Source organism: Actinocatenispora rupis (assembly GCF_016861975.1).
Lineage (GTDB): Bacteria > Actinomycetota > Actinomycetes > Mycobacteriales > Micromonosporaceae > Actinocatenispora > Actinocatenispora rupis.
This window is the reverse complement of the sequence record NZ_BOMB01000030.1, coordinates 46673-60132: the sequence shown is the minus strand read 5'-3', so window position 1 is coordinate 60132 and position 13460 is coordinate 46673. Positions and strand designations below refer to the sequence as shown.

Below are 13460 nucleotides of genomic sequence, written 5' to 3'. Positions count from 1 at the left end.
GGCACCCGCGGGGCGGGGCGTCAGCGGGGCGCGGGGGAGTCGACCGGGCGCGGATCGTGGCGTACGCCGGCAGGCGCGGCGAGCCGGGTACGCAGCCGGCGCACCGTCAGCACCGCCAGCAGCAGCGCACCGGCCCCGGCCGCGACCGGTACCGCGAACGCGCCGCGGAAACCGTACGCGTCGGCGAGCAGTCCGGCGGTGCTGGAGCCGGCGGCGACACCGGCCACGATGCCCGACGCCATCAGCGTCATGACCACGCCGGCGCGACCGGCGGGCGCGATGCGTTCGGCGAGGCCGTACACGGTGATGAGGTAGGGGGCGCAGGCGAGGCCGACGACGGCCATCACCGCGGCGGCGCTGCCGGTACCGCCGACCGCGAGCAGCGCCACGACGCCGATCGCGAGCGTCGCCGAGAACGTCAGATACCGTGCGGGCCAACCGAAGTGGGCCGGCAGCCACGCCGTCGCGAGGCCGGCGGTGGCCGACCCGATCCCGAGCAGCGCGTAGACGAGACCGGCCGCGCCCGGCCGCCCCGCGGACTCGGCGAGCGCCGTCACGCCGGTCTGCGTACCGCCGAAGACGGCACCCATCGCGGCCATCGCCACCACCAGGCCGACGACGGCGAGCCGCGGCAGCCGCGCCGGCCGGTACGCGACGCCCGGTGCGCGCAGGGCCGGCGGCGCGCTCGGATGCACCGCGAACGTCAGGCCCGCCACCACGAGCAGCGCCGCCGCCGCGAGCAGCGGTACCGCCGGCGGGAACACCAGCGCGAACACGCCGACGAGCGCCGGGCCGGCCACGAACGACACCTCGTCCACCGCCCCCTCGTACGAGAAGGCGGTGGGGACGAGGCGGGTCAGGCCGCGCTCGCCGAGCAGCGTCACCCAGCGGACCCGCATGAACGGCCCCACCTGCGGGGTGAGCAGCCCGGCGAGTGCGGCGCAGCCGGCGACGAGCCAGGCCGGCGCGTGCCCGACCGCCGCCACCACGAGCCCCGCGTACGCGACGGCGTCGAGCGCGGCGGCGGTGCCGCCCACGAGACGCTGGCCGTACCGGTCGGCGAGGGCACCGACGGCGGGGCCGCCGAGCGCGGCGCCGAGGCCGAGCGCACCGGCCGCGACGCCGGCGGCACCGTACGAGCCGGTGGTGGCGACGACGAGGGTGAGCACGCCGAGCGGGCCCATCGCGTTGGGCAGCCTGGCAAGGAAGGACAGGAGCAGGACCTGCGGTCCCGCGGCGCGCAGCAGCGCACGGTACGCACCCAGGGCGGGCAACTGAGGACTCCTCCACGACGATCCGACTGTGTCGGCGCGCTAACCCACCCTCAGCGCGCCAGTCGGGTCGTCGCCGACCCGGGCCCTGTGCGGACCCCATGGTACGACCGGTTCCGGGTGACACCCCAGCGGCTGTGCCGGCTCTCACCACGCCGGATTTCCGGTACTGGCACCGTTCCGGCACAGTGGTGCCATGACAGGTACCGGTGGGACGTCCCGGGTGTCCCTGCTCCGTTCGCGGCTGTCCGGCGCGCTCGACCGACTCCCGGCCCCGGTACGCCGGTGGGTGCGCCCGCGCCGGCTCGTCGCGGTGTGCGGCGCCGGCGTGCTGGCGTGCACGGTGGTGGTCGGCGGTTCGGTCGCCGCGGTCCGCACCACCTCCCACGGCCACCTGTACTACTCGGCGGAGTCCGCGCCGTCCGCCCCGGTTGCGGTGGTGTTCGGCGCGGAGATCTACCCCGACGGCCGCCCGTCCCCGTTCGTCGTCGGCCGCCTGACGATCGCCCTCGACCTGTACCGGGCGGGCAAGGTGCGCGCGGTGCTCGTCACCGGCGACCACGGCCGCTGGACGTACGACGAGCCGGACACGATGCGCGCGTGGCTGGTCGCGCACGGCGTACCGCGGTCGAAGGTGGTGCCGGACTACGCGGGCTTCGACACGTACCAGTCGTGCGCGCGGGCGAGGCGCATCTTCGGCGTACGCCGGGCTCTGCTGGTGTCGCAGGACTTCCACATCCCGCGGGCGGTCTCCCTGTGCCGTTCGGTCGGCATCGACGCGGACGGCGTCGGCGACACGTCCATGCACCAGACCGACGTGTACCCGCGGAACTGGTCGCGCGACCAGCTCGCCGACGTCAAGGCGGTGTACGACATGGCGGTCCGGCCGGATCCGCAGTACCTGGGGCGGCACGAGCCGGGTGTGGAGCGCGCGGTCCGGGGCTGAGCCGACCGGACGGGCAATGAGATGCCCCCGACCGGGGGCCCGGTCGGGGGCATCTCGTGGCGGGGGAACAAAGTCTGGGTACGCCGGGTAGAACGAGTCGGACGGCGGACAGGTCGCGCCCGTGCGACCCTAATCACAAAACGCAACCAGATAGTTGCTCGGTGTCAGTTGCGGTTCACCGGGTCCGGGCCTCGGGGCACCAGCCGCGGGCGCGCATTCGGCTCAACAGTCCGGTTCCGCGAGTGCCCGCCCGCGCGGCGCCGGCCCGCCGTTTAGGCTGCATCCCATGGACTCTCCGGTACTCGTCAGCGCCTGCCTGGCCGGCGCCCGCTGCCGGTACGACGGCCGCGCGGCCACCGACCCGGCCGTACGGGACGCCGTGGACGCGGGGCACGCCGTACCGGTCTGCCCGGAGCTGCTCGGTGGGCTCGCCACCCCGCGACGCCCCGCCGAGACCACCGGCGACGGCACCGCCGTACTCGACGGCACGGCCCGGGTCGTGGACGACGCCGGCACCGACGTGACCGCCGAGTACCTGGCCGGTGCGCGGCGGGCGCTCGCGGTCGCCCGCGCGGTCGGTGCCACCCGCGCGGTCCTGCACGAGCGCAGCCCGTCGTGCGGCGCGACCCGACGGTACGACGGGTCGTTCGGTGGGCGGCTGGTACCCGGCGCCGGGGTGACCGCGGCGCTGCTGTCCCGGCACGGCATCGCGGTGGAGCCGGCGGAACGGCACGCCGGGGAGTCCGGATGAGGCCCGCGACCGTACGGGGGCGGATCCGGGCGTTCGCGCTGGACCTGCCCGAGGCGTACGAGGACCTGCCGTGGGGTGAGGTCGTCGCCAAGGTGAACCGGAAGGTGTTCGTGTTCCTCGGCGTCGACGAGCCGGACGACGACCGGTACGGCTTCACCGTCAAGCTCGCCGAGTCGCACGACCAGGCGCTGTCGCTGCCGTGCACCCGACCCACCGGGTACGGGCTGGGTCGGGCCGGCTGGGTCACCGTGTCGATCGGCCCGGACACGCCGCCGGTCGCGGTGTGCACCGACTGGGTGACCGAGTCGTACCGGCTGGTCGCGCCGAAGCGGCTGTCCCGGCTCCTCGACTAGGGCGTGCCTGCACAGGTTCGGTCGAGCGAGCCGGAGTCCGTTCGTTGTCTCGCAAGGCGGAGGTGCGAGTGCATACCGGTGTCGTATGCGCTCGTGCCGACAACGCGGCGAGGCGGCGAAGGGGCCCGGCGCAGCCGGCCAGCAACCTGTGCAGACACGCCCTAGAACGCTTGCGCCGCAACGGATCCGCTCAGTCGGGGATCCACTCAGTCGGGGATCCGCTCAGTCGGGGATCTGGGTGGACAGGCAGAACGGGTGCCCGGCCGGGTCGAGGAAGACGCGCCACCGGTCGGGCGCGGGCTGCTCGGCGGCCTTCACCGCGCCGAGTGCCACGGCCTCCGCCTCGGCGGCGTCGAGGTCGTCGACCGACAGGTCGAAGTGGAACTGCTTGGGCCGGTCGCCGTCCGGCCAGGTCGGCGGCGCGTACTCGGCGACCCGGACGAGCGTCACCCACATGCCGCCCGCGTTCAACGCGACGAACTGCGGCGACGAGAACACGGTCTCGGCGCCGGCGACGCGTACCCAGAAGTCGGCCAGTGCCACCGGGTCGGCGCAGTCCACCGCGACCGCCCGCAACCGTCCTACCGCCATCGTCTCCCCCGTCGCTGAAGGTCGTGCAAGTACGCCGACTCTAGCCGCTGCGGTCGCCGATCGTTCACTGTCCACAGTGGACGGTGCGGGGTCGGCCGAACGCGTCCCCGCAAGCCCGCGTCCCGCCTAGAATCCGCAGATACCCGCAGTTGCCCGAACAGCATGTGTGGTGCCATGGCGGCGCGAATCGGATTCACCGGGGTGTGCCTCGCGTACTTCGCGATCATCCTGGACGCGAGCGTGCTCAACGTCGCCGTGCCCGCGATCCGCAGCGGGCTCGGCGCCTCGATGGCCGGCGCGCAGTGGGTACTCAACGCGTACACGCTGACGCTGGCGGCGCTGCTGCTGTCCGCCGGTGCGCTCGGCGACCGTACGGGGCTGCGGCGCAGCCTGCTCGCCGGTACGACACTGTTCACGCTCGCGTCGGCGGCGTGCGCCGTGGCCCCGGGCACCGGAGTACTGGTCGGCGCGCGGATCGTCCAGGGGGTCGGGGCCGCCGCGCTGCTGCCCGCCACGCTCGCCCTCGTACCGCACCTGTTCCCGGCGGGTACCGCGCGGGCGCGCGCGACGGTCGTCTGGGTCGGTACCGGCGCGGTCGCCACGGCGGTCGGCCCCCTCGTCGGCGGCGTCCTGATCGACGCGGTCGGCTGGCGCGCCATCTTCGCCGTCAACCTGCCCGTCGGCGTCGCCACCGTCCTGCTGGTACGCGCCGGCGTCGCGGAGACGCCGCGAGTGTCCCGGCGGATCGGTTGGTACGGCCCGGTCTCCGCCGCGGCGACGCTGGGGCTGCTGACCGGCGGCCTGATCGAGGCGGGGCAGCACGGCTGGACGGCGCCGACGACGCTCGCGCTGCTGGCCGGCGCGGTCGTCGCGGGCGCGGCGTTCCGGGTCGCCGCCACCCGCGGCGCGCACCCCATGCTGCCGCCCGGATTCTTCGCGCTCCGGGTACGTGCCGCGGCGGTCGGCAGCGCCGGCCTGATGGGGTTCCTGTTCTACGGCGTGCTGTTCCTGATGTCCCTGTACTTCCAGCAGGCCCGCGGCTGGTCGCCGTCCCGGGCGGGCGTCGCCCTGCTGCCCCTGACGATCGGCAGTACGGTCGGGCCGCTCGTGCTGTACCGGCCACTCGCCGCGCGCGCCGGTCACCGGGTCATGCTGCTCGCCGGCTTCCTCGGCTGTACGGCGGGCGTCGCGGTGCTCGCCACCGCCGGGCCGTACCCGGTGCTCGCGGTGGGGCTGCTGCTCGTCGGGCTGTCGAGCACGATGGTGTTCTCGGCGCTGACCTCCCTGCTGATCGGCAACGTACCGGCGGCGCAGTCCGGGCTGGCGTCGGGGCTCCAGAACACGCTGCGGCAGAGCGGCGCGCTCATCGCCGTCGCCGTACTCGGCTCGCTGCTGAACGCCGCGTCGCTGGCGTCCCGGTACCCGGCGGCGTGCACCGTGCTGGTCGCCGCCGCGGTCGTCGCGGTCACCGTGGCCACCGGCGCGCTGCGCACCCACGACGCACCGGCGGGTCCGGGTTAGGGCGTGTCTGCACAGGTTGCTGGCCGGCTGCGCCGGGCCCCTTCGCCGCCTCGCCGCGTTGTCGGCACGAGCGCATACGACACCGGTATGCACTCGCACCTCCGCCTTGCGAGACAACGAACGGACTCCGGCTCGCTCGACCGAACCTGTGCAGACACGCCCTAGACGGGCACCCCCGCGAGGTGGCACGCGACCGGATGCCCACCGCGTACGACGAGGGCCGGAACCTCGGTGGCGCACCGGTCCTCGGCCACCGGACACCGGGTACGGAAGCGGCAGCCGGACGGCGGGTTCGCGGGTGACGGCACGTCGCCGACGAGCGGTACCGGCTCGGGGCCGGGGTCGCGCCACGGCCGCAGCCGGGGCACCGCCGACAGCAACGCCCGGGTGTACGGGTGGGCGGGCGCGGTGAAGATCTCGTCCCGGTCCGCCTCCTCCACGATCGTGCCCAGGTACAGCACGGCGACGCGGTCGGCGACGTGCCGTACGACGGCCAGGTCGTGCGAGATGAACAGGTACGTCAGGCCGAGGTCGCGTTGCAGGTCGGACAGCAGGTTGAGGACCTGCGCCTGGATCGACACGTCGAGCGCGGACACCGGTTCGTCGCAGATGACCAGGCGCGGCCGGAGCGCGAGGGCGCGGGCGATGCCGATCCGTTGCCGCTGCCCGCCGGAGAACTGGTGCGGGTAGCGGTCGGCGTGCGCGGGGTCGAGCCCGACCCGTTCGAGGAGTTCGGCGAGTTCGGCCGTCCACCGCCGCCGCGGTACGAGGTCGGGGTGGATGCGCCAGCCCTCGGTGACCAGCTCGCGCACGGTACGGCGGGGGTTCAGCGACGCGTACGGATCCTGGAAGATCATCTGTACGTCGCGCAGCCGGCGGCGCAGCTCCGCCGGACCGGCCGCGGTCAGGTCCGTACCGTCGAACACGACCGAGCCGGACGCGGCGCGCGCCAACCCGACGATGGTCCGCGCGATCGTCGACTTCCCCGACCCGGACTCGCCGACCAGGCCCAGCGTCTCTCCCGCCCGCAGCTCGAACGACACGCCGGCCACGGCGTCGATCCGCCCCACCGTGCGCCGCAGTACGGCGGAGCGGACGGGGAACCCGGTGCGCAGCTCGCGTACCGACAGGAGGGGGTCGGGGGTCGTCACGCGCCCACCGCCTCGGGCCGGTGGCACGCGGCGCGGTGGTCGGCGGGCCGCCCGGCCAGCTCGACGAGTACGGGCGCGTCGGTGCGGCAGTCGTCCACCACGTACCGGCAGCGGGGGTGGAAGGGGCAGCCGCCCGGCGGGCGCAGCGGATTGGGCGGTTGACCGGGGATCGGCACCAGCCGGTCGGCGCGCCCCCCGTCGTCCGGCACCGACGCCAGCAACCCCTCCGTGTACGGGTGCGCCCGGTGGTCGTACACCTCCCGGGTGGTGCCGGTCTCGACGACCCGGCCGGCGTACATGAGGACGACGCGGTCGGCGACGCCGGCGACGACGCCGAGGTCGTGGGTGATCAGGGCGAGTCCCATCCCGGTCTCCCGGCGCAGGTCGGCGAGCAGCCGCATGATCTGCGCCTGCACGGTGACGTCGAGGGCGGTGGTCGGCTCGTCGGCGATGAGCAGCCGCGGGCCCAGCGACAGCGCCATCGCGATCATCGCCCGCTGCCGCATCCCGCCCGAGAACTGGTGCGGGAACTCGTCGACGCGACGTTCCGGATCGGGGATGCCGACCCGGCGCATCAGCTCGACGGCGTGCGCGCGCCTCTCCTTACGCGACGCGCCGCGCCGGCGTACGAGGGACTCGGCGATCTGGCGGCCGACGCGGAACACCGGGTTCAGCGAGGACAGCGGGTCCTGGAAGATCATCGCCAGCTCGGTACCGCAGAGCTTGCGGGTCTCGGCGAGCGGGCGGGCGAGCAGGTCGCGCCCGTCGTACACGATGCTGCCGGTGACCTCGGCGCCGCGCGGCAGCAGGCCCATCACGGCCTGCATGGTGACGCTCTTGCCGCTGCCGGACTCGCCGACCACGGCGACCGTCTCGCCGGGCAGTACGTCGAAGGACACGCCGTCGACGGCGGTCACGGCGCCGAACCGGACCCGCAGGTCCCGTACGCTCAGCAGCGGTTCCACGCCGCTCACCTCCCGGCCAGCTTGGGGTCGAAGCGATCCCGCAGCGCGTCGCCGAGCACGCCGAACGCCACGACGAGGACCGCGAGCCCGATGCCGGGCAGTGCCGAGATCCACCAGGCGGTACCGAGCAGGTCCCGGCCGCTGGCGATCGTCGTACCCCAGCTCGGTGTGGTGACGGGCGTGCCGAGGCCGAGGAACGACAGCGCCGCTTCGGCCAGGATCACGTCCCCGATGTGCAGCGCGGCGATCACCAGGAACGGTGCCCGGCACGCCGGCAGGATGCAGGTACGGACGATGTGCCAGTGCCGCGCGCCGAGCGTCCGCGTCGCGTCCACGTACTCCCGGCGTTTCGTGGCGAGCACCTGCCCGCGCACCACCCGGGCGAACGTCACCCAGCCGGAGACGGACAGCACCACGATCACGTTGGTGACGCTGGGCCCGAGTACGGCGGCGATCAGGATCGCGAGCAGGATGCCGGGGAACGCGAGCTGGATGTCGGCGAGCCGCATCAGCAGCGAGTCGAGCGGGCCGCCGAAGTACCCGGCGAGGACGCCGAAGACGAGGCCGATCAGGCCGGACAGCAGCAGCGCCGAGATGCCGATGGTCATCGACACCCGCGCGCCCTGCATCATCTTCGCCAGCAGGTCCTGCCCCACCTGGTCGGTACCGAACAGGACCAGGTCGCCGGCAGACGTGTGCGACATCGGCGCGAGCAGGCGGTTGCGGGTGTCGACGGCGACCGGGTCGAACCGGAACAGCATCGGCCCGAACACCGCGCACAGCGCGTAGCAGCAGACCACGGCGAGCGAGCCGACGATCCGCACCCCACCGGGCTTTCCCTTGGTACGCAAGCGAACGCGTGGCGCGTCGAGCGTGGCGGTCACCGGTCACCTCCGAGCCGTACCCGCGGGTCGATGAGGCCGTACAGCAGGTCGACGACCAGGTTGACGACGACGAACAGCGCGGCGATGAGGATGACGCCGGCCTGTACCACGTTGTAGTCGCGGTAGGAGATGGAGTCGGCGATGAGGCGGCCGGCGCCGGGCCAGGAGAACACGGTCTCGATCACGACGGTGCCGCCGAGCACGCTGCCCAGGTACAGGCCGATGACGGTGACGACGGGGATCAGCGCGTTGCGCATCGCGTGCGGGAAGATGACGACGCGTTCGCTGAGTCCCTTGGCGCGCACCGTCGACAGGTACGGTTCGTGGCTGATCTCCAGCAGCCCGGACCGGGTGAGCCGGGTGACCATCGCGAGGAAGCCGAGGCCGAGGGTGACCGCGGGCAGGACGACGTTCTGCCAGCCGTGCGCGCCCTCGCTGGGGAGTACGCGGAGCTGACGGGCGAAGACCAGCAGCAGTACCAGGCCGGCCCAGAACGTCGGGGTGGACTGGATGACCAGCGTGAACACCGAGATCAGCCGGTCCAGCCAGGAGTTCGGGCGGGCCGCGGCGGCGACGCCGAGGCCGATCCCGACGGTGACGGCGAAGACGACGGCGGCGAGCGCGAGTTCGGCGGTGGCGGGCAGCCGCAGCAGGATCTGCCCCATCGCGTCCCCGCCGAGGCGTACGGATGTGCCGAAGTGCAGCTGCGCCACGTCCAGCAGGTAGTGCCCGTACTGCACGGGCAGCGACTGGTCGAGGCCCATGCTGTGCCGCAGCTGCGCCACCTGCGCGCGGTCCGCGTCCGGCCCGAGGATCACCAGCGCCGGATCCCCCGGTACGACGCGCAGCACGACGAACACGATCGTCACCGCGCCCCACAGTACGAAGACGGAGTACGCCAGCCGGCGCACCAGGTACGCGAGCATCAGGCGCTGACCTCCGCCGGGGTGGCGAGCAGCCCGGCGACGCGGCGGGCACAGGCCACCGTGGCGAGCCCGATCCGTTGCACCGCAAGGCGATCCCCCGCCGGTACGGCCACCTCGACGGCCGCGGTGGCGAGCCCGTCGGGCCCGAGTACGGGGGCGGCGACGCTGTCGCCGATCGCGTACCCGCGGGCCCGGGTGCGGCCGAGTCCGAGCAGCAGCGCGTACCCGTCGTCGGGGTGGCGGGCGGCGACCCGTTCGGCCTCGGGCCGCGGCCGGAACGCCAGGTACGCGGCGCCCAGCGCGGTACCGACCAGCGGTACCTCGGCGCCGGTGTCGGCGGGGTCGCCGCCCGCGCCGAGCGAGCGGACGAGTACGCCGAAGCGGGGTACGGCGAAGCCGGCGGGCTGGCCGGTGGCGCGGGCCAGGTCGGCGAGCGCGGCGCGGATCCGGGGCCACCGGGCGGCGCCGGTCGACGCGGCGCGGGCCGACTCGGCGAGTTCGTAGAGGCCGACGCCGACGGCGTACCGGCTGCCGTCGAGGCGTTGCACGAGACCGTGCTCGACGAACGCGGCGAGCATCCGGTGCACGGTGCTCTTGTGCAGGCCGGCGACGGCGGTGAGTTCGGTGAGGGTCATCGGCCGGCCGCGCCGGCCCAGTTCGCCCAGCAGCGTGAGCCCACGGGACAGGGACTGCATCGGATCACTTCCGTCCGGCGTACGCGGGCCGCCCGGCGACGCCGCGACAGTGGCTGGGGGGAGGAACGGAGGTGTTTCGTGAACGTTACCGGTAACGTTCACGGGCAAGCTAGCCAGCGCCGACGACCGGTGTCAAGGCACCCGTTGCACATCGCGAAACGCCCTTGTCGCCGCGGGTACCGGCGCGTTCACCTTGGACCCGCCGACGGGACGGACGGCGGCGCGACCCGCGGACACCCGCCGCCGGACCCCCGCCCACGACACCGGTACGGACGCGTCCGCCGGCGCCGCCGTCCCGCCGGCGCCCTGCCCGAACCGTTCCGGAAGGAGAACGCGATGGCGTCGTGGTCGGTGGACGATCCGGTACTCGACGTGTGGCGCCGGCTCCGCCTCACCGCCGTACGGCACGGCCAGTCGATCTGGAACGTGGAACGCCGCGCCCAGGGCTGGCTCGGCCCCGGACTGACCGTGCTCGGGCACCGGCAGGCCGCCGCGACCGCCGCACACCTGGCCGGGCGTACCGACGACGTGGTGCTGTCGAGCGACCTCGCCCGGGTCGTCGAGACCGCGCTGCCGTACCCGGTCGCGGCGACGACCGACGTACGGCTGCGCGAGCTGGACAGCGGCGCGTGGGCCGGGAAGCCGCTCGCCGAGGTCGAACGCGCGCACGCCGACGAGATCGCCCGGATCCGCGCCGGCGAGGACGTACCGCGCGGGGGCGCGGAACGCTTCACCGACCTGCGCGCCCGGATCCGTTCCCTGCTCGCCGAACTGGCCGCCGCCACCCCACCCGGTACGGAGCGCTCGGTACTCGCGTTCACGCACGGCGGTCCCGTCCGCGCGCTCGTCGCCGAGGTACTCGGCCTGCCCGACCACCGGGTCCTCGCCGACCCGGGCAACTGCTCGCTCACCGAGGTCCTGCTCTGGATCGACACCGACGGCAGCGTCGCCGCCGGCCGCCTCGTCCGGTACGCGACCGACGACCACCTGACGGAGGTGTCATGACGGACGGCGCGGGGCGCACCCCGCTGACGTTCACGGCGATGACGTACAACCTGTGGGGGAGGTGGCGGGTCGCGGACCGGATGCCGGCCCTGCGCGGGATGCTGCGACTGCGCCAGCCGGACCTGCTCGCCACCCAGGAACTGCACCCGGTGTCCCGGGACACGGTCGACGCGGCGCTGCCCGGCCACGACCGGGTACACGACGACTTCCCCGGCTGGGCCACCCGCAGCAACCTGTGGTGGCGACGCGATCTGTTCAGTACCAACGGACACGGCGCGGAGGACGTCGGCATCCGATCCGAGCACGCCCGCCTCTTCTGGGTACGCCTGCGCCGGCCCGGCGCGCCCGAGCTGGTGTTCGCGACGGCGCACCTGACGTGGCCGGGGCATCCGGACGAGATCGCCGACGACCGCAGCCCGCGGGTCGCGCAGTCCCGCGCGATCGTCGCCGCGCTCGCCGACCTCGCCGGCCCGGACGACGCCGTCCTGTTCTGCTCCGACGTCAACGACTACGCCCGTCCACTGTGGACGTTCCAGGACGCCGGGTACGCGGAGCCGTTCGGTTGGCTCGGCACCGTCTCCCCCGTCACCCACCCCGTGTACCCGCTGGCGCTGGCGCAGCCGCCACGGCAGCCGGGAGTACAGATCACGCAGAAGGCGATCGACTGGCAGTTCCTGCGCGGCCCGTTGCGGCCCCGCAGCGCCGAGGTCGTCGAGTACTTCGCCGACGGCGTCGCGCCGTCCGACCACAAGCCGGTGCTCTGCACGTACGGCTTTCCCGCAGAACGAGAGGACGAACGGTGAGGAAGAGATCAGTCGCGGCGGCCCTGGTCGTCGTCGGCGCCCTGACCGCGAGCGCTTGCGGCGCAACGGAATCCGCGCAGAACGCCGGGCGCGGGCTGAAGGTCGCGCCGGCCACGTTCCCGGTGTCGCTGAACATCGACCAGTACCCGGCGGAGGCCGCGGTGCAGGGCCCCGTGCAGCACGTCCTGGAACCGCTGGTCGTCAAGCAGGGCAACGACTACGCGCCGAAGCTCGCCACGAAGTGGCGCCGCAGCAACGACACCACGTGGGTGTTCACGGTGCGGGACAAGGTGACCTTCTCCGACGGCAAGGCGCTGACCGCGCAGGACGTCGTCGAGTCCGCGAACGCGATGATCAAGGCGGGTGCCTCGCTGGCGCCACTGTGGGAGCCGGTCAAGGCGGTCACCGCCACCGACGCGCACACCGTCACGGTCACCACCGCGCAGCCGCTCGGGACCATGCTCGCCACGATGAGCCTGCTGCCGATCGGCGAGGCGGGCAAGGTCGGCACCGAGGCGTACTGGAAGAAGCCGGTGGGGACCGGGCCGTACACGGTGTCGGACTGGTCGCCGGACAAGCAGCTCGTCCTCAAGAGAAATCCCAGGTACTGGGGCGCGAAGCCGTCGGTGCCGACGATCACGTACCTGAACATCCCGGAGGAGTCGGCGCGGATCACCGCGCTGTCCACCGGTGAGGTCGACGTGACGAACGGGATCGGCGCCGATTCGGTGTCGCAGGTCAAGGACCTGTCCGGCGTCACGTACACGACGGCGCCCGGGTACAGCTACGAGTTCGTGTGGTTCAACGCGTCGCGCAAGCCGTTCGACGACCCGCGCGTCCGCCGCGCCCTCTGGTACGCGGTGGACGTGAAGCAGGTCGTGTCCGACCTGTACGGTCCGACCGCGAAGCTCGCGCAGGCGCCCGTACCGCAGCCGGTGTTCGGCGCGCCCGCGCTGACGCCGTACCCGTACGACGTGGCGAAGGCGCGGAAGCTGCTCGCGGAAGCCGGCTACCCCAAGGGTTTCAGCACCACGATGCAGTGGGCCAGCTCCGACGACACCCCGCAGAACGCGCTGGCGCAGGCGTTCATCTCGTACTGGGCGAAGGTCGGGGTGAAGGTCAAGCCGCAGCCGAAGGAGCGGTCGGTCTGGCTGGACGACCTGAACAAGCTCAACTGGAACATGAACCTCCAGGGCAACACGGTCGCCACCGGCGACGCCGACTACACCCTCGGCCGGCTCTACACCTGCGCCGCGAAGCGGATGGGCTACTGCAACAAGGAACTGGACCGGACGCTCGCCGCGGCGAAGGCGTCGCTCGACCCCGACGAGCGGATCTCCTTGTACCGCAAGGCGGCGCAGCTGGTCTGGGACGACGCGGTCGGCATCTTCCCGGCGGACTTCACCGTCGACCTCGCGTACCGCAAGGGGATCAGCGGACTGACGGTGGATCCGGCGGGCCGGCAGTCGTTCGTGGGCGCGAAGCTGGCGGAGTGACGCGCGCCGGGGTCGGTGCGGCCCCGGCGTGACCGAGATCCCAGGCGCGGCAACGGTTCCGGCATTGCGCCCCGCGCAACCGCCGTTGCCGCGCCACATCCG

Annotated in this window: 14 protein-coding genes; 7 read left to right on the top strand and 7 right to left on the bottom strand. The window is 73.5% G+C overall.

The features are described 5' to 3' along the window. Positions 1-20: 20 nt before the first annotated feature. Positions 21-1274: an MFS transporter gene (locus Aru02nite_RS25695; RefSeq protein WP_203662120.1), complete on the bottom strand. Its 1254-nt coding sequence runs from the start codon at positions 1272-1274 to the stop codon at positions 21-23. Between the two features lie 193 nt (positions 1275-1467). On the opposite strand from Aru02nite_RS25695, the gene Aru02nite_RS25690 reads away from it, so the two are divergent. From Aru02nite_RS25690 to Aru02nite_RS25680, 3 genes are all read left to right on the top strand, one after another. After that, the gene (locus Aru02nite_RS25690) at positions 1468-2217 is read left to right on the top strand and encodes a SanA/YdcF family protein (protein ID WP_203662118.1); all 750 of its coding nucleotides are present in this window, start codon (positions 1468-1470) and stop codon (positions 2215-2217) included. A 286-nt stretch (positions 2218-2503) separates the two neighbouring features. Beyond that, a complete protein-coding gene (locus tag Aru02nite_RS25685; RefSeq protein ID WP_203662116.1) occupies positions 2504-2968 on the top strand; it encodes a 2-thiouracil desulfurase family protein in 465 nt (154 codons plus the stop codon). Further along, on the top strand, positions 2965-3321 hold the full coding sequence (locus Aru02nite_RS25680; RefSeq protein ID WP_203662114.1) for an MmcQ/YjbR family DNA-binding protein: 357 nt from the start codon (positions 2965-2967) through the stop codon (positions 3319-3321). Before Aru02nite_RS25685 ends, Aru02nite_RS25680 begins: the two co-directional genes overlap by 4 nt. A 222-nt stretch (positions 3322-3543) precedes the next feature. On the opposite strand, the gene Aru02nite_RS25675 is transcribed toward Aru02nite_RS25680, so the two are convergent. Further along, positions 3544-3912, bottom strand: coding sequence for a VOC family protein (locus Aru02nite_RS25675; protein WP_203662112.1), 369 nt, complete (start codon positions 3910-3912; stop codon positions 3544-3546). A 174-nt stretch (positions 3913-4086) separates the two neighbouring features. Between Aru02nite_RS25675 and Aru02nite_RS25670 the strand changes: the two genes are divergently transcribed. After that, positions 4087-5433 carry an MFS transporter gene (locus Aru02nite_RS25670; RefSeq protein WP_203662110.1) on the top strand — a complete coding sequence of 449 codons (1347 nt, stop codon included), beginning with the start codon at positions 4087-4089 and terminating at the stop codon, positions 5431-5433. Between the two features lie 161 nt (positions 5434-5594). Here Aru02nite_RS25670 and Aru02nite_RS25665 read toward each other — a convergent pair whose 3' ends face one another. Genes Aru02nite_RS25665 through Aru02nite_RS25645 form a run of 5 tightly spaced genes read right to left on the bottom strand, consistent with a single transcriptional unit; the run spans position 5595 to position 10054 of the window. Beyond that, positions 5595-6584, bottom strand: coding sequence for an ABC transporter ATP-binding protein (locus tag Aru02nite_RS25665; RefSeq protein WP_203662108.1), 990 nt, complete (start codon positions 6582-6584; stop codon positions 5595-5597). Beyond that, a complete protein-coding gene (locus Aru02nite_RS25660) occupies positions 6581-7663 on the bottom strand; it encodes an ABC transporter ATP-binding protein (RefSeq protein ID WP_373324978.1) in 1083 nt (360 codons plus the stop codon). The genes Aru02nite_RS25665 and Aru02nite_RS25660 overlap by 4 nt, the downstream gene beginning before the upstream one ends. Further along, positions 7555-8433, bottom strand: a complete 879-nt coding sequence (locus Aru02nite_RS25655) for an ABC transporter permease (RefSeq protein WP_203662104.1) — start codon at positions 8431-8433, stop codon at positions 7555-7557. Before Aru02nite_RS25655 ends, Aru02nite_RS25660 begins: the two co-directional genes overlap by 109 nt. Next, positions 8430-9359: an ABC transporter permease gene (locus Aru02nite_RS25650; RefSeq protein WP_203662102.1), complete on the bottom strand. Its 930-nt coding sequence runs from the start codon at positions 9357-9359 to the stop codon at positions 8430-8432. Before Aru02nite_RS25650 ends, Aru02nite_RS25655 begins: the two co-directional genes overlap by 4 nt. Further along, positions 9359-10054, bottom strand: coding sequence for an IclR family transcriptional regulator (locus Aru02nite_RS25645; RefSeq protein WP_203662100.1), 696 nt, complete (start codon positions 10052-10054; stop codon positions 9359-9361). Before Aru02nite_RS25645 ends, Aru02nite_RS25650 begins: the two co-directional genes overlap by 1 nt. Positions 10055-10390: 336 nt before the next feature. On the opposite strand from Aru02nite_RS25645, the gene Aru02nite_RS25640 reads away from it, so the two are divergent. From Aru02nite_RS25640 to Aru02nite_RS25630, 3 genes are read left to right on the top strand one after another with little or no spacing between them, the layout of a single operon-like run. Continuing rightward, on the top strand, positions 10391-11059 hold the full coding sequence (locus tag Aru02nite_RS25640) for a histidine phosphatase family protein (protein ID WP_203662098.1): 669 nt from the start codon (positions 10391-10393) through the stop codon (positions 11057-11059). Beyond that, entirely contained in the window at positions 11056-11862 is an 807-nt protein-coding gene (locus Aru02nite_RS25635) for an endonuclease/exonuclease/phosphatase family protein (RefSeq protein ID WP_203662096.1), read from the top strand. Before Aru02nite_RS25640 ends, Aru02nite_RS25635 begins: the two co-directional genes overlap by 4 nt. Further along, on the top strand, positions 11859-13358 hold the full coding sequence (locus tag Aru02nite_RS25630) for an ABC transporter substrate-binding protein (protein ID WP_203662095.1): 1500 nt from the start codon (positions 11859-11861) through the stop codon (positions 13356-13358). The genes Aru02nite_RS25635 and Aru02nite_RS25630 overlap by 4 nt, the downstream gene beginning before the upstream one ends. Positions 13359-13460: the final 102 nt, after the last annotated feature.